The sequence below is a fragment of the Microbulbifer agarilyticus genome (assembly GCF_019800665.1).
Lineage (GTDB): Bacteria > Pseudomonadota > Gammaproteobacteria > Pseudomonadales > Cellvibrionaceae > Microbulbifer > Microbulbifer agarilyticus_C.
This window is the reverse complement of record NZ_JAHVKO010000004.1, coordinates 35,715-52,698: the sequence shown is the minus strand read 5'-3', so window position 1 is coordinate 52,698 and position 16,984 is coordinate 35,715. Positions and strand designations below refer to the sequence as shown.

The window sequence follows — 16,984 nt, the reverse complement described above, 5'->3', positions numbered from 1 at the left end:
GGCTCTATTGAAGGAAAAAGGAAATTAAATGAAATATCGTGAACTGATGTCAGTGGGGCTACGAGTTTGCGGCGTGATATTGGTTTTTCTGGGGCTGCGAACTGTATCTAATCAATATATGTCCCTAGCAATGCTTTCTTTCAATGAAGATCCGAATATTCGATTTTATGCTGTTTTGACAGTAGTTCAGATTTTTCTGATTTTCTTCTTGGCCTTTGTATTTATTAAATTTCCAAATTTGCTAGCACGTAAACTGTTGCCTAGTGAGTGCGAAGAAAGCATTGAGCTATCCAAGAATGGACGGTACTTGCTCTCGGTAGCTTTTTGCATCATGGGTGTCTACATCCTCTCATGGGCAATTCCTGACTTAATCAATAACGGGATGTGGCTTGCTCATTTCTCAGATAGGGCATATACAAACGATAGTAACTATGCTGAAACAGTAATAGTGCAAATTACTACGGTAATAGAGATAGTGATTGGTGGATTTCTCTCTTTTGGCGCCTCTGGGTTGGGCAATGCGCTGTGGAAATTGCGTGGTATGGAGCGCGCTTGACGAGCAAGTGGCTTCAGAAGCCGCGAGCAGTCGATAAGACTGCTCGCGGTAAATCTAAAGCGATCTTCCTTTCAAATTACGCTGTTGATTATTCAGGCGAGTTCAACTCTACCCAAGGGGCGCCATTATCCAGGCGTTCCGGACTATAGATTCCAACATAATTTTCCGGCAGAGAGTTATCGAGCGGATTTTTGTTGGCCGCAATGCCGTAGCGCGCACGATAGTAGTGATAGGTTCCATCGGTATCGATCGCATAAACCAGGTCATTTTCATCATAACCGGTATCGGCCTGCCACTCGCTGTAACCCGGCGCTGGGTGGGGGCCTTCATAGGTACCGTTATCTGGGGTGGTGGCGACAAAATCTAACGGACTTGTGGTGCTAATAATGATGTTGTCAAAATAACTGTACTGCTGTGAACTTGGCATCCACTCGCTACTGCTGCCACCGAAGAAGGTTTCGAACAGTAGTTTATCGATGCTCACCGATTCGTCGGTCCGCAGGTTAAGGCCAGTCAACTCCAGAGCCAGCTCGCCGTCGAGGTAGGCGGTAATCTTTCCATCGCTTGCACCAACCGAATTGAGTTCAACATGGCTGGTAATAGTGTGCCAGCGGCCAACACTAAAGAAGCGGTAGAGGCTGGAGTAGTCGCCACAGTATTCACGCTTGCTGGGATTGTACAAATACTGGAATACATGCCCGGACTCACGCCACATAAAGCGACCGCTAAAACCATCGATTTCGCTGTTCGCAAGGCAACCGGTGGGCTTCTTGATTGTATAGCCGCCCAGGCCCGGTAACTTACCGCCTTTCACCCAAGTAAACTGATCGTCAAACATGAGTTGGTATTGCAGCCACAAGTTACTGTGTGGGGCATCGGGTATTTGATAAGTAAATACCGAAGCGGAGCTACCACCCACCGCGTTCGCCGTATAGCTCACGCGTAATATGGCGTTATTACTATCGTAGGGGTCGCTGACGATATCCAGTCGCCCATCGGCAACGCCGGCGGAAGTATTCGGACTGAAACCCCAGTCGCTCTCAAACATGCTTGCTGAATAGGGGCCGACTGGGTGTTTTTGAAAATCGTTGTAATAGACAAAGCCGCTACTGCCACCCGATGAGGAGGAGCCCGATGAGTTACTTGAGCCGGAACTGGAGCTTGAGGAGCTAGACGACGAGCTGCTGGATGAGGAGCTGGAACTGGATGACGAGCTTGAAGAGCAGGATCCCTGTAATTCCCAGACAGCCGCAGTGTCGGGATTCTCACCTTGGGTCCACCACTTGGCGCGGTACAGGCTCCCGTTATGGCCCACCACGTCACCGCCGGTGTATACCGCAGCGCTATCCCAAACTGGTTCGCAGCCGCCGCCGGAGGAGCTGCCAGAACTGGAAGAGCTGGACGATGATGAACTGCTTGAGCTCGAGGACGAACTAGAACTTGATGAGCTGCTCGAGCTGGAAGAGCTACTAGAGCTGGAGGAAGAGCTGGACGAGCCAGAGCCCACAGCACAGCTACCCAGATCGATCCACGCGCTGCTATACGCCCAGCCAATACCGGGCTCATAGGGGCCGCCGGTATTGCACCAGCCGGCAACGGTGCATTCGAACGCGGCGCCGTTATGTCGGATTTGCTCGCCCGTAGCGACCGCACCGGGACTGTAGTTGGCCATCGCCGAACAATCGACAGCAGCTTGCGCTTGGCTCCCATAAAGGGCGATAAATAAAGAAACGAGCGTAGCGCTATTGCGCCACAGGGAAATATGTTTGAACACGGTACGCCTCATATGTATTTGAATTTATTACATATTCTCTCTGGCGTAGGGGCTTGTTATTTATATTAGCGGGCTCTGACGGCTGCTATTACCAAGTAATTTACCAGTTTATTGTGTTGAAAAGAATCCGTTAGCGATCAACATCGATAAAGATGTGATATTGGTAATGTTCGCGTATGCGCGGTGTGCCTTTAATAAAACGAAGATTTAGATAATTCTTATTTCATTGTTTTCCGCCTCTTGGTGGGTTTGATAGATATGTAAAAGGGAAGATGGAAAAACTAAAATTTTCTGAAGAAGAAAAACGGCAGATTGTCCAAAAAGTAAAGATCTACTTCACTGAGGAGTTGGATCAAGATATTGGAAATTTTGATGCGGAATTTCTTATCGACTTCTTCGCTGACGAAGTAGGTGCGTATTTCTACAATCGAGGCCTGTATGATGCTCAGGCGCTTTTTTCAAAGAAGGTTGATGAGCTGGGGGAGTCGATCTATGAGCTGGAGCGCCCTACGGAATTCAGTAGGTAGATCATCACGGCGGTTGCTCTAGGGTGTGAAGCTGGTGGGTTTTGGGCCTTGGGGCTGGGTTGGGCTGGGCGCGGGCCTAGTGCCCGGGGTTGGACTAGATACATGAGCTAGGCCAACCGAGAGGATTAGCTCCCTACGGTCGCTGGTCTCCGGTGGCTTTGCCACCTCCGGCTCGAACCTGGGAGTTGGGCGAAGCCCTCGGGCTTGGACGATATATAAAAAAGGCCACCCGGTGGGTGGCCTTTTTTATATATGGCCCGCCCGAGAGGATTCGAACCTCTGACCTTCGCCTCCGGAGGGCGACGCTCTATCCAGCTGAGCTACGGGCGGATTGGGGTGACCTTGGTGGTCAAAACGGCGCCAAATCAAGGGTTTACCGACGTCTGGCGCGGACGCGGATTATACAGAAGGGCTATGGCAGGGCAAAGGAAATCCGGGAGATTTGCCCACTTATGGCTCGCGGCCCTTCGCAGCGGGCGGCGCAATGCTTATAATGCGCGGCAATTTGGTAGAGGTTTGTGGCGATTGCGCCGGAATCTGCGGGCCGGACTTGGCCTTTAGGGGGAATGGATGAAGGTTGTATTCAATTTTGTAGCGGCCCTGGCCGTGGCGGCGGGCGCAGCAGTAGCAGTAGCCCAGACCCAGTCTGTCGATGAAGAGATTGCCGAGCGCCTGGCGCCTGCTGGCAAGACCTGCATGCAGGGCGATGAGTGTGCGGCGGCAGCGCCTGCAGCCAGCGCATCTGCCGGCGGTACCCGCAGCGGTAGCGATGTGTACGGCGCGCACTGCGCAGCGTGCCACATGACCGGCGCAGCTGGTGCACCCAAGTATGAAGATGTCGCTGCCTGGGCGCCGCGCATTGCCAAGGGCATGGATACCCTTTATACCAACGCCATCAGCGGTATCGGCGCGATGCCGGCGAAAGGTCTGTGTATGACCTGCTCCGACGACGAGATCAAGGCTGCCGTTGACTACATGGTAGAAGGCAGCAAGTAAGCGACCGCTTACTTATCCCGCAAAAAGGCCGCTCACTGAGCGGCCTTTTTTGTTGCCCCGGCTATACGTAGAAGGCGCTAATGCGCTCGATGGTCCAGAACATGGCGATGCTGCCAATACTGTAGGCGGCGGCCAGCCGTGCCAGTTGTCGATAGCGCTGCGCCACCCCGACCGCCAGGTAACCAAGGCCTACCACCCCGGCCACGAACAGCAGCTGGCCGACCTCCACTCCGGCATTGAACGACAGCAGCGCGAGCGGAATATCCGTCGCCGGCAAGCCGATTTCCGTCAGCGCGCCGGCAAATCCAAAGCCGTGCAGCAGGCCAAAGCCAAATGCCACAAGCCAGGGGCTGCGGTGGGTCTGACCGGGCCGTCCGAATTGGGCACGCACGATTTCTGCGGCCAGCAACAGAATACTGAGGGCGATCACCGCCTCAACCGGCGCCTGTGGAACCTGGACCAGACCCAGCGACGCTGCGCTGAGGGTGATGCTGTGGGCCACGGTGAATGCGGTAATGGTGGCCAGCAGCCGACGCCAGCCAATTACGATCAGCAACAGTGCGAACACGAACAACAGGTGGTCGATACCCAGCAATATGTGCTCGACACCCAGCGTGAAATAGCTCCACACAATCGCCCCGGTACCGGGGGCGGCATCCACGATGGTGCTGTTTTGCCGGGGTGTCAGCCTGACGGTCTGGATGGGCCGGTCGATTCCGGCAATCCGCACCAGGGCATCGGTCATCGAGTGCTGCAGGCCGGCGATGGCAACGGGCTGCCCGTCGATACCGCCCTCACAGGCCAGCCGCCAGCGGTGCACGCGCGCTCCAGTGACTTCAAAGCTAACCCGCTCGCCCTGTTCGCGGCAGTTTGCCGGCAAGGTAGGCTCCATCGGTGCCGGGATGCCACCCTTGATGGGCATTTTCCACAGCACCTCCCATACATCGCTGCTGGCTTGTTTGAGTTCAAGATATGCGGGCTTTATTTCGTGGGCATGGCTGAGCGTGCCGGTCACAAGTGCGAGCGGCACTAGGATTCCCAATCCCAGTATTAGCAATACCCGTCTCATTCGGCTGCTACCTCAACCTGCACCTCAGTTGGCGCCAGCAAGTGATGCGCAGCCTCCGGTATCAACACCTGATACTGCGCTCGCAGTGATTGGTAGAGTGCCGCTTGTGCCTGCTTGCGCTCCGCCTGCCGCCAGGCCCCTTCCACTGCATCGCGCACTTCGACCAGCTTGGCATTGCGGCCTGGCTGGTGGCTGGCGATCCGCACCAGATGCATGCCGTAGCTGGACTGGATGGGCCCGTGCCACTGGCCGGTGGGTGCATTGGCAAGCGCAGCGGCAAAGCCTTCGCCAAAGGTGCGGTCGATTGTCTGGGTGTCGGTATCTACGAGCTGGGCCGGCAGCATGATCGGGTCACTGAACTGGCGGTGATCCACGGATGCTGCTGCGCGCAGTTGCCCGAGCAGTTCAAGTACATCTGCATTGCTGTAGCGGCGAGCGGGATCCAGGTAGACCTGTTCGAAGTGGTAGCGCGCCTGCGCGGTAAACGCGGTGGGGTTGCTGTCCAGATAGGTTTGCAGCTCTTCGTCGCTGGGCCGGCGCATTTGTGCGATATCGGCAGAAATGAATTCCATTTTTTGCGCGAGCCGGCGTCGCACCAGTGCGTCATCGCGATCCAGCCCGAGTGCCAGCGCCTCCCGGTAGAAAATCTCTTCGCGAATATCATTTTCCAGAAGCGCGGAGAGTTCGTTGGCGGTGGGAAGCCGCTGCCATTTGCGCTCGAACAGTGCCACATGCCGCTCAATATCCTGCGCGGACACAGCGATCTGCTTTTCCCCAATACCTGTATCGCCCGGTGCCGTCGCATAGAGCGCGAACACCAGCCCGCCGATAACAGCGAAATGCAGCAGTGGCTCTTTGATTATTTTTTTGATCATGGGGTGCCCCTGGGATAAATTTTTTGTGGGCCGCTAACTCGGGTTGTACCAGATGGGCGAGGTATAGGCGCGTTCTTGCGAAGACAGGCGCGTACCCTTGGGCATTTTCAGACCGTAGTACTTAGCGTCGTGGGCAAGCCAGGTGGGTGTGGGGATTTCCAGTACGCGAATGTAATAAAACGCTTTTTCTTCCGGATTAAAATCCGGGTCTTTCCAGTAGGCCTGCAAAAAGGGCGCGCCGATGGTATTTGTGAAGCTCGCGTCGGCTTCGTTCACGGTATTACCTACCGCAGTCCTGCAGCGCCCGCTGCTGTCAATTTTCCGATCACCCGAAACGGCGACGTCGTAAATGCGCTCGTGGGTTTTGCCATCCTTGTCGAGCCAACCTTTTACCACCTGAATACGATCCAAGTTGCCGCCCTCGACTTCGCGCATGGCGCGCACAAGGAAGGATGGTGCCTTGCCGTTGGGCGCACTCTTCAAATCACCACCCATGGGTACGCCCTTGTCGTAACCAATTTTTGCGAACTCCGAACTGGCGAGGTCGTCTTCGGAAAAATCCCAGCCGCCAAATACCCGCACCTGCAGGCGGGTACCGCTGGTGCCATAAGCCTCCTTGCGCTCCATGGCATCAAACAGGGCGGGGCGGGTATTCTCGTTGGCCCAGACTGCAACCAGTCCGGATGCCTGCAGGTCCACCGCAGAAATATTCAGGTTCGGATCAACCAGGGATTTGATCAGTACATCCTTGTAGCGCTCCGGGCTTGGCTCAACAAAGTGCGCCTTGCCGAACCAGTTGTTTTCCGCGGAGGTGGCGAGGCCGGTGTGATTATCCGTGCTGCCAATCAAACCGAATTTAAACGGGTTGGTGCCGTAGGTTTCCTGCAGGGCCAGGCCATCTTTTAATGCTTGCCGCGCGTATTCGTTTGCCAACATGTCGTTGGTTTTGGGCGCGGAACCCTGCAGGTTGGTTTTATCCAGCAAACCAAAATCGGCGAATTCATCTTTGGGCGAGAGGTACGGATGGGTCTCGCCGGTGCCCTTGGCCTGGGTGATTTCTACTAATGGTTCGCGCTTGGCCCGTGCCTCCACATAGTTACGATCCCATTTGGAACCGTCAAACTTCTTCTTTTCAAAGAAGCGGCCGTTGCTGAGGTTGCCGTTGTGGGGGATGGCCAACATACGGCCGCCGGTGGACTGCTCGTAGCGGTCCATGTATTTCCACAATTCTTCCGGTGCTTCCGAGTCATAGGCGGAAAATGGCACCACCTGTTTGGCCTTGTCGCCGCCGTCGCGGAAGATCACCACCCGGTGTAGGTTGTTGCCGTCCGGGTGTGAGGTCCATTCGAAACCGATAAACGCGGTAAAGGCGCCCGGCTGGTTGTGTTTCTCCGCCGCATCTACGATTTCGCTCCAGGCAGACTTGGTCATTTCTGGGCTATCGAACGGTTTCTCGGAGCCGAAATTCAGCCACTCGATAAAAGCGTCATAGCCCTTGCCGGCCTTGACCATGTCGTGCCACTTCTTGCCCAGCGGATCATTCAATACGGACGGGTCCGACTTGCGGATAAACGGGGCCAGGCCGAGAAGCTCGGCGTGATCGGCTACGACCAGGAAATCCAGTGGCGCACGCAGTCGCGCCTTCTGCCCGGTTTGCGATTCCACCACCGCACCCTTGGCAAACCGATAGGCCTCATCCGGGCCAACCTTTTCCTGCCCGGCCATGCCGGCATCGGTGGAGTAGCTGGTGTGCAGGTGGGTGTCACCAAAATAGACCCGGCGCGGAAAATTCTCCGCGGGGTAGGGTGAATAAATGCGGTCTTTCGGCGCCGGCTCGAATTTAGCGCCCTGCGCGAGCGTTATTGGGCTGGCCAAGGCTGCAAGCAGGAAGGCGCAAAGTGAGGCGGGCAGGGTGAACTGGAAGCGCATGGGCAGGGTGCTCCGATTGGATCAACTGCCCAAATATAGAAGATGGCGAGACTCTGCTCTGGCGAACTCTTGGTTAGGGCGGATTTATCGTCGCGCGTGCTGGTAGCGCCGTAGTGCGCGTGAGGCTATAAGATGCTTATCGCGCCATGGGTGCGATCACTTCGTGACACGTGTCTCATTTTCCTTTAGCGTGTTTTTCCTCTTTGTGAGCCAAATTGCAGAAATTTTTTTGTTTAAGTATTTCGGTTGAAAATAATATCAAAGGAGATCCGAGTGTCTTACGAGTGGAGAAATAACCTGGCCTGTTTGGCTACCTACAAGATCTTGTCCGGCCAGAACAAGATGGACCAGTTTGATTCGGAAGACTATCCGCTTGCGCAGGCTGGTGATCTCAAGCTGAAGAATCTGCGCTTTCGCATTACCAGTACCAGTAATTTTGATGGCTATGAAGCAAAGCCTACCGCGCTGATGTTTTTTCGCGCGCTACGGGACGATTACAGCCCCAAGAAAGAGCAGCGGGAAATGACCAGTGAGCAATTCTTGGGGGAGTTAATCGAATTGTTTGCCAGCGATGAAAAAACCTTGACTGACCTGGCGTCGACGGTGGATCGCTTCTGCAAGTTTGAGGATGAATTCTGATGCCAATTAGCAAGATACGTTGGGCCCTGGGCTCACTCGCCGCATTAATGCTGGCTTTTCCGGCCCACGCAGATGGGCAGGAAGAAAAAAGGTTGGTTTCTCCCATAGTAGTTACTGGTGATTCCGGGTCTGCGGTATTGGGGCTTGCGTATGAATTCAAGCGCAAGTCGTCGCGTGATTTTTCCAATCCAGCCGCCGATGGTGGTGATGATTGGGAGGAAATCGATACCGACAAGCTGGAGTGGGGCTATACCCTGAAAGGTACCATCACGGGTGATCCGGAAAACAATCCGGAGAACTTTATGGAGTTTGATCTTTTCTTGAATTACGTGAAGCTTGCGGATCTTAAGTCAATTAGTGACTGCCAGAGTATTACTTGCGATCCCTGGCAGCACCAATTCGGTGGCGTTTACAAATATGAGGCAGACCAGTCTTTAGATGACAAGCAAACGGTGCTGGGGCTGCGCTACCTGTCCCATTATGGTTTCCGTGTGCCGGGTACCTATAAAACGAGTAGCGACTTGTATCTAAGCGTGGCTTTTGGGGAAGTCACTCCGATAGCGGACGGCGAGCGCCAGCAAATACTCGGTGATGCATTGGAGCCATTTAATCGCTGGGATCTTCAGGCCCTTTACAAAGTGCGGGTTGATCAATTGCTTGGGGATTATGCCGAAGACCTGGAGTTGAGTTACCGTTACTTTTCCGAGGTGGACGCGCCTGAGGTTATCGAGCAAGCGGAGCTGGACCGATTCGGTCATGCCAAAGCGGTCCTCAATCTGAAAAACAATATGTTTATTGCTTATACCGATGGTGAGTTGCCATTGGATCGGGCTGCGGATAGTACCTTCAAGCTGGGCTGGAACTGGGACCTGGCGGCACTGGGGTTGTAAGTTCGGTGCCGAGGTGACGGCGGTGCTATCTATGGATAGCACCCTATGTATAGCGCCGCCCGTTTCCACCTAGTCAAACATACTTAGCAACGATCCCAGCGTCTCATTACCCTTGGCCTGGTTCTGCTCCGGCGTCGCCTTGCCAAAGCCCTCGAAGATACAGTCTTCATCGGGCAGTTCCTCGAGGAAGCGGCTCGGCGTCGTATCCTGATTTTCCCCGAACATTTTGCGCTTGCCGGCGAGGGTCATAGTAAGGGTTTTCTGCGCGCGGGTAATGCCCACGTAGGTGAGGCGACGCTCTTCCTCGATATTGTCGTCTTCGATGCTGTTGCGGTGCGGAAGCAAATTTTCTTCCATACCAATCATAAACACGTGCGGGTATTCCAGCCCCTTGGACGCGTGCAGGGTCATCAGGCTGACCTTGTCGGTGGCTTCTTCCTCTTCCTGGCGGTCGAGCATGTCGCGCAGGATCAGTTTGGAGATCGCCTGCTCCAGGCGCACGTCCTGTTCCAGTTCGTCGTCGGTCCCTTCCATGGTTTTCATTAGCGAGTCGAGCAGCCAGTACACGTTTTCCATGCGCTTCTCGGCCACCTTCTCGCTACTGGCATTTTGTGACAGCCAGCCGGCGTAATCGATATCGTCGAGCATCTCGCGGAGTGCCGATTCGGCGCTGTTGTTGGCACAGTTGCGCGCCACCCCTTCGAGCCACAGGGCGAAGCGGTTCAACCGCTCGTAACCGGCCTCGGAGATGTGCTCCTTGAAGCCGATCTCGGTACACGCGCTCAGCATGGAGATCTCGCGCCCTTTGGCATAGTTGCCCAGGGCTTCCAGGCTGCTGGTGCCGATCTGGCGGCGCGGGGTGTTGATAATGCGCAGGAAGGCGTTGTCGTCGTCCGGGTTGACCAGCAGGCGCAGGTAGGACATTACGTCCTTGATCTCGGCGCGGGCAAAAAAGCTGGTGCCACCGGACAGCTGGTAAGGAATCTGGTTTTCCTGCAGTTTCATTTCGATCAGGCGCGCCTGGTGATTGCCGCGGTAGAGCACGGCAAAGTCCATAAACTTGCAGCCGCGGCGGGCCTTTTGCAGGAAGATCTCGTTGGCGACGCGCTCGGCTTCCTCGTTTTCGTTGGCCACCTTAAGCACGCGGATCTCGTCACCGAGGCCGCGGTCGGACCACAGTGCCTTGTCGAATTCGTGCGGGTTGTGCGCGATCAGGTGGTTGGCCACCTTGAGGATACGGCTGGTGGAGCGGTAGTTCTGCTCCAGCTTGATCAGGCGCAGGTTGGGGTAGTCCTGCTTCAGCTGGCTCATGTTTTCCGGGCGCGCTCCGCGCCACGCGTAGATGGACTGGTCGTCGTCACCCACCACGGTGAGGCCACCGCCGCTACCCACCAGCATTTTCACCAGCAGGTACTGGGAGCTGTTGGTGTCCTGGTATTCGTCCACCAGCAGGTAGCGGATCTTGCGGCGCCAGCGCTGCAGCAGCTCGGGGTCTGTATCGAAAAGCTCCACCGGAATCATGATCAGGTCGTCAAAGTCCACGGAGTTGTAGGCCTTGAGGGCGTCGCAGTAGCGCCCGTAGGCCACCGCCATGGCCTGCTCACCGGGGCTCTGCGCCATTTCCAGCGCCTTGCGCGGGGTGAGCATGTCGTTCTTCCAGTTGGAAATCTGGTTCTGTACCCGATCCAGCAGGTCGGTATCCAGGTCGCCATCGCGCAGCATCAGCTCCTTGATCAGGGCGCGGGCGTCCTCGGCGTCGAAGATGGAGAAGCCCGGCTTGAAGCCGGCGGCGCGGTATTCCTTGCGCAGGATGTTCAGGCCGAGGTTGTGGAAGGTAGACACGGTCAGGCCGTGGGAGGCCTTGGATTTCTTGCCATCGGCGCCGGTAACCAGCTTGCCGACCCGCTCCTTCATCTCCCGCGCGGCCTTGTTGGTAAACGTCAGTGCAGCGATGTTTCGTGCCTGATAGCCGCATTCTTCGATCAGATAGGCGATTTTTCGCGTAATTACACTGGTCTTGCCGGAGCCGGCACCGGCCAGTACCAGACAGGGGCCGTCGATGTATTTGACGGCTTCCGCCTGGCGTGGATTGAGCTTGGTCATAAGCGAAACAGGATCGAGATACAGCTGGGTTGGGCGACAGAATCTGGCGATTTTACCAGCGCAAGGGCGGCTTGGCTGTGCCTGTGGTGAGGTTTTATTGTGACCAGCAGGCCGCCGCTTTTACCTGCAACAGGATTTTGTCTATAAAGGGCGCCCAAACGAGATGGGGTTGAGCAGCAAGAGGGAGCGCTATGCAGCAGCCGATAACCGGCTACCATCGCGATGACGAGGATCACTGGGTGGCGCAGCTGGCCTGTGGCCACAACCAGCATGTGCGTCACGACCCGCCGTGGCAAAATCGGCCGTGGGTCACTACCCCGGAGGGCCGGGCCAAGATGCTGGGGTTCAAACTCCAGTGCAAAAAGTGCGACGAGGGTGTCCCCTTGGATGAACAGCCGCCCTCACAATCGAGAGAGTCCAATTAATGCCGAAGATCTGGGTGGACGCCGATGCGTGTCCCACCGTTATCAAAGAAATCCTGTTTCGCGCCGCCGAGCGCACCGAGACCGAGCTGACCCTAGTGGCCAACCAGTATGTGCGCGTGCCGCCCTCCCAATACATCCGCGCGGTACAGGTAACCTCGGGCTTTGACGTGGCCGATAACGAAATCGTGCAGCGCTGTGAGGCGGGCGACCTGATTATTACCGCGGATATCCCGCTGGCGTCGGAAGTGATCGACAAGGGTGCCACCGCGTTGAATCCGCGCGGTGAGAAATATTCCAAGGCCAATATTCGCGCGCGCCTGAACATGCGCGATTTTATGGAGACCTTGCGCTCCAGTGGTGTGCATACCGGTGGGCCGCCGCCGCTCGGGCAACAGGAGCGCAAGGCGTTTGCCGATCAGCTGGACCGCTGGTTGGTGCAAAGGAGAAAAACCTAGTGCCGTTACGCGAAACCATAAAAGCCGAGCTGGTCCCGTTTACCGCTAACTGCATACCGGAATTGATGTCCTGGATTGATAGCGAACAGGCGTGTCGACAGTGGGCTGGGACCTGGTTTGAATACCCGTTTGACCAGCACAGTTTTTCCCGCGACTGCCGCTGGCAGGACCTGCCCACTTTCGTGCTGCAAGGGGCGGAGGGTGAAATTCTGGCGTTCGGCCAGTATTACAACCGTCTGGATTGTTGCCACCTGGCGCGCCTGATCGTGTCGCCCAAGGTGCGCGGTGCAGGATTGGGCAGGCAGCTGGTAACCCAGCTGTTAGCTCACGGTAGTAAAGAACTACAACTCGAGCGCGCTTCCCTGTTTGTGCTGAAAGATAATCCCCGGGCACTGGCGCTGTATCAAAAACTGGGTTTTCAGCAGTGCGAGTATCCAGAACCGGAACAGGGGCTGGATATCTGTTATTACATGGTGGCCTCGGTTATAAGTGTAATTAGGGAGGGCGACGATGCAGGATAATTCCGACCAGATAAAAACGCCGCGCCTGTGTTTGCGTCAATGGCGCGATAGCGACCGGGCACCGTTTGCCGCAATGAACGCTGACCCGGTGGTGATGGAATATTTCCCCAAGCTGCTGAGCCGTGAAGAGAGTGATGCCGGCGTCGACCGCCAGATTGCGCATATCGACAAGCACGGTTGGGGCTTCTGGGCGGTAGAAACTCTGGCAGACAAGCAATTTATTGGCTTCGTTGGCATCAAAAATGTTACCGACGATATGCCGTTTGCCCCGGCGGTGGAGATTGGCTGGCGCCTGGCCCCCGCAGCCTGGGGTAAGGGGTACGCTACAGAAGCCGCGCGTGCGAGTATCGAGTACGGGTTTACCCGGTTAGGGCTTGAGGAAATTGTCTCGTTTGCCGTAGCTGGCAACCTGCGTTCGCGCGCGGTGATGGAAAAGCTGGGCATGGTGCGGGAAGATAACTTTTTGCATCCGGGATTACCCGCCGGGCACCCGATGCAGGACCATGTGTTGTACCGGCTATCGCGATCTGCGTGATCGTTGTGCGTGTTTAATTTCAGCTAATTACCTAACCACAACGTGCGATACTGTTTATCCGGATCGTAATTTTCCGCTTGCCGCTCGATATTAAATCGCCGGTCGCGCGGATCATTCCCCACGCCACTGTTATACATCCAATTGCCGTAGTTGCTGTGCACGTCATAGTCGATGAGCTGGCTTTCAAACCAGGCGGCGCCGGCGCGCCAGTCCTGCTGTAATTCCTTCGCCCAGTAGCTCGCCACATTCTGCCGCCCGCGGTTGCTCATCCAGCCGGTGGCGGCGAATTCGCGCATATTGGCGTTGACGAAGTCGTAGGGTGTGCGCCCGTCTATCCATGCCGCGAGTTTTTCCGGATCCAGCTGCCATTCGTATTCCCGTGCGCGAATACCGCTGAGAGCGAACAGGCGATCGCCGTGCTTGAGTGATATGTATTTGAAGTAGTCGCGCCACAGCAGTTCAAACTGCAGCCAGTAGGTATCTTCGTTGGCCTGTACCTCCCGCTCGAAACGTTTCAGTTCGGCATACACCTCCCGTGCCGACAGGCTGCCATTGGCCAGCCAGGCGGAGAGCTTGCTGCTGTACTCGGTGCCGACTAATCCGTTGCGGGTGTGCTTGTAGCGAGTAATGTTTTCGCTACGCCAAAAATAGTCTTCCATGCGCTGCCTGCCCGCGGAACTACCGCCGACAAAGGGAAAAGCACTGCGTGGATCCGCTACGGTCTGTTCCAGACCAAGTACTTCGAGAGCCGGTAACGGCGAGCTGCCACCCGCCGAGGTGAGGTTTTTTACGGCTCGCGCTGTGGGGGTGGGCAGTGGCGAGCGTATGGGTAACTGTTGCTCGACCACCTTGCGGAACTGGGTAAACACTTCTGGCAACGCTGCGACTTCCGCAAACGGCAGGTCGTCGGGGTGAATAAGAAATTGGTCGTAATCGGTGTGGAAGTGCACTGCGTCCATGGCCGGTGCCGCTTGCAGGGACGCCAGCGCAGTGCGTTCATCGCGCGTCCACTCACGTTGCAAAAACAGCTCGGTTACCCTGTGCTCGGTGACCAGTTGTGGAATCACTTGTGCCGGCGCACCTTGGCGTATCAGCAGCGGAATATTGAGGTCGGTTAGCTGCTGTTGTAAATCTTCCAGACTCTGCAGGAGAAACTGCGCGCGAAATTTTCCAGTGCGCGGGAATCCGAATGGATCATTGCTGAAAAATTGTGGATCAAAACAGTAGAGTGCGATAACTGGTTCATCACCATGCTCTGGAGTGCAGGCCCGAGTCAGCGCCTGATTGTCATGGCTGCGCAGATTATTGAGAAACCAGACCAGCTTCATTTAGCCTCCGCCGCTATTTTTCATCGCTAGTTTTCGTCGTGCTTCTGCGGCGCTGCCGCCGGCAGCGTTCGCTGCAGTAACGCACTTCATGCCAGCAGCGCTTCCATTTCTGCCGCCAGCTGAAGGGGCGCCCGCATACCGGGCAGGTTTTTTCGGGTAGCGCGCTTTTCCGAGTCACTTTCTACTCTAGTGTGAAATAGACGGCATGCTCAGGCAGGGATAACGGTTTTGCGATCGAGGTTGCGGTAGGCCAGAGCCTCGGCGATGTGCGCTGTGCCGATATGTTCCTGCTCACTCAAGTCCGCCAGGGTGCGTGCCACTCGCAGTACCCGGTGGTAACTGCGCGCAGACAGCCCGAGCTTTTCTACCGAGGCGCGCAACAGTGCGCTCTCGGCTTTTCCCAAACGACAGTATTCATCCAGTTCACTGCCCTGCAGCTCGCCGTTGATCTTCCCTTGCCGCTGCAATTGCGCCTGACGTGCGCTGCGCACCCGATCCCGTACCACTGCCGAGGATTCTCCAGCGGGCGAATCCTGCAGTTGGGCCGCGCTCATGCTGGCGACTTCTACCTGCATATCGATGCGGTCCAGTAGCGGGCCGGAGAGTTTGTTGCGGTAGCGGTCGATCTGATCCGGGGTGCAGCGGCAGCGGGATTCTCCCAGATAGCCGCAGGGGCAGGGGTTCATTGCCGCAACCAGCTGGAATTGGGCGGGAAAGGTCACCTGGGCGCGGGCGCGGGAAATGCGTACCTCGCCGTTCTCCAGTGGCTCGCGCAGAATCTCCAGCGCCGCACGGGGGAATTCCGGCATCTCGTCGAGAAACAGTACGCCGCGGTGGGCGAGGCTGATTTCCCCCGGGCGCGGGTTGCTGCCTCCGCCCACCAGTGCGGTAGGTGAAGCGGAATGATGTGGTGCACGGAAGGGCCTTTGGCTCTCCCGCGCGAGCCCTGCACTGGAATAGAGCGCGGCTACCTCGATGCGCTCGCGCTCGGTCAATGGCGGCAGTATTCCCGGCAGGCGGCTGGCGAGCATGGTTTTGCCGGTGCCCGGTGGTCCGTAAAACAACAGATTGTGCGATCCAGCGGCGGCCACCTCGAGAGCGCGCCGTGCCTTCAGCTGTCCGCGCACGTCAGCGAGGTCCGCATACAGTGCTTCTTCTATGGGTTCATCGCCGACGGCATCGGGCAAGGGCTCGCGCCCGTGCAGTTGCGCACAGACCTGCAGCAGGCTGGTGGCGGATTTGACCGGGGTCTTGATCAGCGCCGCTTCCGGCGCCGACTCTGCCGAAATCACCAGGGTGCGGCCGCTGTCGCCGCAGGCCATGGCCGCCGGCAGCCCCCCGGGCACCGGGCGCAGGCCGCCGGACAGGGCCAGCTCACCGATAAATTCAAGCTGCTCCAGGGTTTCCCCGGGTATCTGGCCGGAGGCGGCCAGCACGCCCAGGGCAATCGCCAGATCGTAGCGCCCGCCGGCCTTGGGTAGATCGGCGGGCGCCAGATTGACGGTGATGCGTCGCTGGGGAAACTCGAAATGACTGTTGATAATGGCGCTGCGCACGCGATCGCGACTCTCGCGCACGGCGGCTTCCGGCAAGCCGACAATATTGAATGCGGGCAAACCGTTGGCGAGATGGGTTTCTACGGTGACCAGTGGCGCCGCGACCCCCAGTTGGGCACGGGCATAGGTAATGGATAGGCTCACTTTTCGTCCTGAAAAAATGTCTTCCGTGAAAGTTTTTGCTCATTGCGAGCGGCTGCGAGACAAATTAACCCGCAGCTTTGCTGTGTAACTGGGTGTGGCAGTTACTGCGGATCTTGCAGCTGTTGTTCCAGTTGTTGTTCCAGCGCGCCGATCTGCGTTTCCAGTTGCGCGAGCTTTTCCTCTGCACGCGCCAGTTTGGCGGCCTGAATATCGAACTCCTGCTGGCTTACCAGCGGGAGTTTGCCCAGCGCCACCGCCAGCGCATCCTTCAGATCGCTGCTGATGACTGCCCCTTGTTGTTGCAGTTCATTGAGTAACTGTTGCAATTTTTCCGCGGCCAAGCGCAATTCTCCACTACAAAACACGATATTCGTAGCTGCAAATAGTACCGCAGCCCGGATTTCCTACCAAGGCAATCTGGCGCTGCTCCTATTTAGGTCACGCACCGGCAAGTCAGCTCAGATTGGTGCCCACTTTGGGTGCAGGTTCCATTTTGGTGCGCACTATTTTTGCGCAGCGGTGTGAGGCGGTCGTGGCGATTTCTGTGAGAAATGTCCAAATATAGATCTAACTCCTTGATTTTTATGGCTTTTTAAAAGTTGGCACTAACTCTGCAAGTAGTCTCAGCGAATCGCCCTGGTAACGAAGGCAGGGAACAGGTC

Annotated in this window: 19 protein-coding genes and 1 tRNA gene; 10 read left to right on the top strand and 10 right to left on the bottom strand. The window is 56.6% G+C overall.

Annotation, left to right across the window (positions count from 1 at the left end; all coding sequences use genetic code 11):
* Positions 1 to 28: 28 nt before the first annotated feature.
* Entirely contained in the window at positions 29 to 556 is a 528-nt protein-coding gene (locus tag KUV22_RS09660) for a hypothetical protein (RefSeq protein ID WP_222230583.1), read from the top strand.
* Between the two features lie 88 nt (positions 557 to 644).
* Here the strand turns inward: KUV22_RS09660 and KUV22_RS17380 are convergent, their stop codons facing one another.
* Positions 645 to 1,604 (bottom strand): polysaccharide lyase, encoded by a 960-nt coding sequence (locus KUV22_RS17380; protein WP_261319530.1) that lies wholly within the window; start codon positions 1,602 to 1,604, stop codon positions 645 to 647.
* 280 nt (positions 1,605 to 1,884) lie between these two features.
* Between KUV22_RS17380 and KUV22_RS17500 the strand changes: the two genes are divergently transcribed.
* Together KUV22_RS17500 and KUV22_RS09650 are read left to right on the top strand one after the other, a co-directional pair.
* Positions 1,885 to 2,124: a hypothetical protein gene (locus KUV22_RS17500; protein ID WP_315857530.1), complete on the top strand. Its 240-nt coding sequence runs from the start codon at positions 1,885 to 1,887 to the stop codon at positions 2,122 to 2,124.
* Between the two features lie 478 nt (positions 2,125 to 2,602).
* On the top strand, positions 2,603 to 2,857 hold the full coding sequence (locus KUV22_RS09650; RefSeq protein ID WP_222230577.1) for a DUF2164 domain-containing protein: 255 nt from the start codon (positions 2,603 to 2,605) through the stop codon (positions 2,855 to 2,857).
* Positions 2,858 to 3,110: 253 nt separating this feature from the next.
* On the opposite strand, the gene KUV22_RS09645 is transcribed toward KUV22_RS09650, so the two are convergent.
* Positions 3,111 to 3,187: transfer RNA gene (locus KUV22_RS09645), tRNA-Arg, on the bottom strand.
* A gap of 240 nt (positions 3,188 to 3,427) precedes the next feature.
* Between KUV22_RS09645 and KUV22_RS09640 the strand changes: the two genes are divergently transcribed.
* Positions 3,428 to 3,853, top strand: coding sequence for a c-type cytochrome (locus tag KUV22_RS09640; protein ID WP_077399507.1), 426 nt, complete (start codon positions 3,428 to 3,430; stop codon positions 3,851 to 3,853).
* A gap of 61 nt (positions 3,854 to 3,914) precedes the next feature.
* On the opposite strand, the gene KUV22_RS09635 is transcribed toward KUV22_RS09640, so the two are convergent.
* Genes KUV22_RS09635 through KUV22_RS09625 form a run of 3 tightly spaced genes read right to left on the bottom strand, consistent with a single transcriptional unit; the run spans position 3,915 to position 7,726 of the window.
* Positions 3,915 to 4,883, bottom strand: coding sequence for a HupE/UreJ family protein (locus KUV22_RS09635; protein WP_222230574.1), 969 nt, complete (start codon positions 4,881 to 4,883; stop codon positions 3,915 to 3,917).
* 35 nt (positions 4,884 to 4,918) lie between these two features.
* Entirely contained in the window at positions 4,919 to 5,797 is an 879-nt protein-coding gene (locus KUV22_RS09630) for a peptidyl-prolyl cis-trans isomerase (protein WP_222230572.1), read from the bottom strand.
* Positions 5,798 to 5,830: 33 nt separating this feature from the next.
* Positions 5,831 to 7,726: a DUF3604 domain-containing protein gene (locus KUV22_RS09625; RefSeq protein ID WP_222230569.1), complete on the bottom strand. Its 1,896-nt coding sequence runs from the start codon at positions 7,724 to 7,726 to the stop codon at positions 5,831 to 5,833.
* Positions 7,727 to 7,999: 273 nt separating this feature from the next.
* Here KUV22_RS09625 and KUV22_RS09620 point away from each other — a divergent pair, with 273 nt between their 5' ends.
* On the top strand, positions 8,000 to 8,365 hold the full coding sequence (locus KUV22_RS09620; protein WP_077399516.1) for a hypothetical protein: 366 nt from the start codon (positions 8,000 to 8,002) through the stop codon (positions 8,363 to 8,365).
* Positions 8,365 to 9,255 carry a hypothetical protein gene (locus tag KUV22_RS09615; RefSeq protein ID WP_222230567.1) on the top strand — a complete coding sequence of 297 codons (891 nt, stop codon included), beginning with the start codon at positions 8,365 to 8,367 and terminating at the stop codon, positions 9,253 to 9,255. The genes KUV22_RS09620 and KUV22_RS09615 overlap by 1 nt, the downstream gene beginning before the upstream one ends.
* Positions 9,256 to 9,324: 69 nt before the next feature.
* On the opposite strand, the gene rep is transcribed toward KUV22_RS09615, so the two are convergent.
* Positions 9,325 to 11,358, bottom strand: coding sequence for a DNA helicase Rep (gene rep / locus KUV22_RS09610; protein ID WP_222230564.1), 2,034 nt, complete (start codon positions 11,356 to 11,358; stop codon positions 9,325 to 9,327).
* Between the two features lie 191 nt (positions 11,359 to 11,549).
* On the opposite strand from rep, the gene KUV22_RS09605 reads away from it, so the two are divergent.
* From KUV22_RS09605 to KUV22_RS09590, 4 genes are read left to right on the top strand one after another with little or no spacing between them, the layout of a single operon-like run.
* Complete coding sequence (locus KUV22_RS09605) at positions 11,550 to 11,783, top strand: DUF3565 domain-containing protein (RefSeq protein ID WP_222230561.1); 234 nt, start codon at positions 11,550 to 11,552, stop codon at positions 11,781 to 11,783.
* A complete protein-coding gene (locus KUV22_RS09600; protein WP_222230560.1) occupies positions 11,783 to 12,238 on the top strand; it encodes a YaiI/YqxD family protein in 456 nt (151 codons plus the stop codon). Before KUV22_RS09605 ends, KUV22_RS09600 begins: the two co-directional genes overlap by 1 nt.
* Positions 12,238 to 12,759: a GNAT family N-acetyltransferase gene (locus KUV22_RS09595; RefSeq protein ID WP_222230557.1), complete on the top strand. Its 522-nt coding sequence runs from the start codon at positions 12,238 to 12,240 to the stop codon at positions 12,757 to 12,759. Before KUV22_RS09600 ends, KUV22_RS09595 begins: the two co-directional genes overlap by 1 nt.
* A complete protein-coding gene (locus tag KUV22_RS09590; protein WP_222230554.1) occupies positions 12,749 to 13,294 on the top strand; it encodes a GNAT family N-acetyltransferase in 546 nt (181 codons plus the stop codon). Before KUV22_RS09595 ends, KUV22_RS09590 begins: the two co-directional genes overlap by 11 nt.
* Before the next feature lie 23 nt (positions 13,295 to 13,317).
* Here the strand turns inward: KUV22_RS09590 and KUV22_RS09585 are convergent, their stop codons facing one another.
* The 4 genes from KUV22_RS09585 to KUV22_RS09570 form a co-directional block, all read right to left on the bottom strand.
* Positions 13,318 to 14,622 (bottom strand): DASH family cryptochrome, encoded by a 1,305-nt coding sequence (locus KUV22_RS09585; RefSeq protein WP_222230551.1) that lies wholly within the window; start codon positions 14,620 to 14,622, stop codon positions 13,318 to 13,320.
* Positions 14,623 to 14,635: 13 nt separating this feature from the next.
* On the bottom strand, positions 14,636 to 14,800 hold the full coding sequence (locus tag KUV22_RS09580) for a DUF2256 domain-containing protein (RefSeq protein ID WP_222230548.1): 165 nt from the start codon (positions 14,798 to 14,800) through the stop codon (positions 14,636 to 14,638).
* A gap of 31 nt (positions 14,801 to 14,831) precedes the next feature.
* Positions 14,832 to 16,322: a YifB family Mg chelatase-like AAA ATPase gene (locus tag KUV22_RS09575; RefSeq protein WP_222230546.1), complete on the bottom strand. Its 1,491-nt coding sequence runs from the start codon at positions 16,320 to 16,322 to the stop codon at positions 14,832 to 14,834.
* Positions 16,323 to 16,423: 101 nt separating this feature from the next.
* Positions 16,424 to 16,663, bottom strand: a complete 240-nt coding sequence (locus KUV22_RS09570; RefSeq protein ID WP_222230543.1) for an accessory factor UbiK family protein — start codon at positions 16,661 to 16,663, stop codon at positions 16,424 to 16,426.
* Positions 16,664 to 16,984 lie beyond the last annotated feature (321 nt).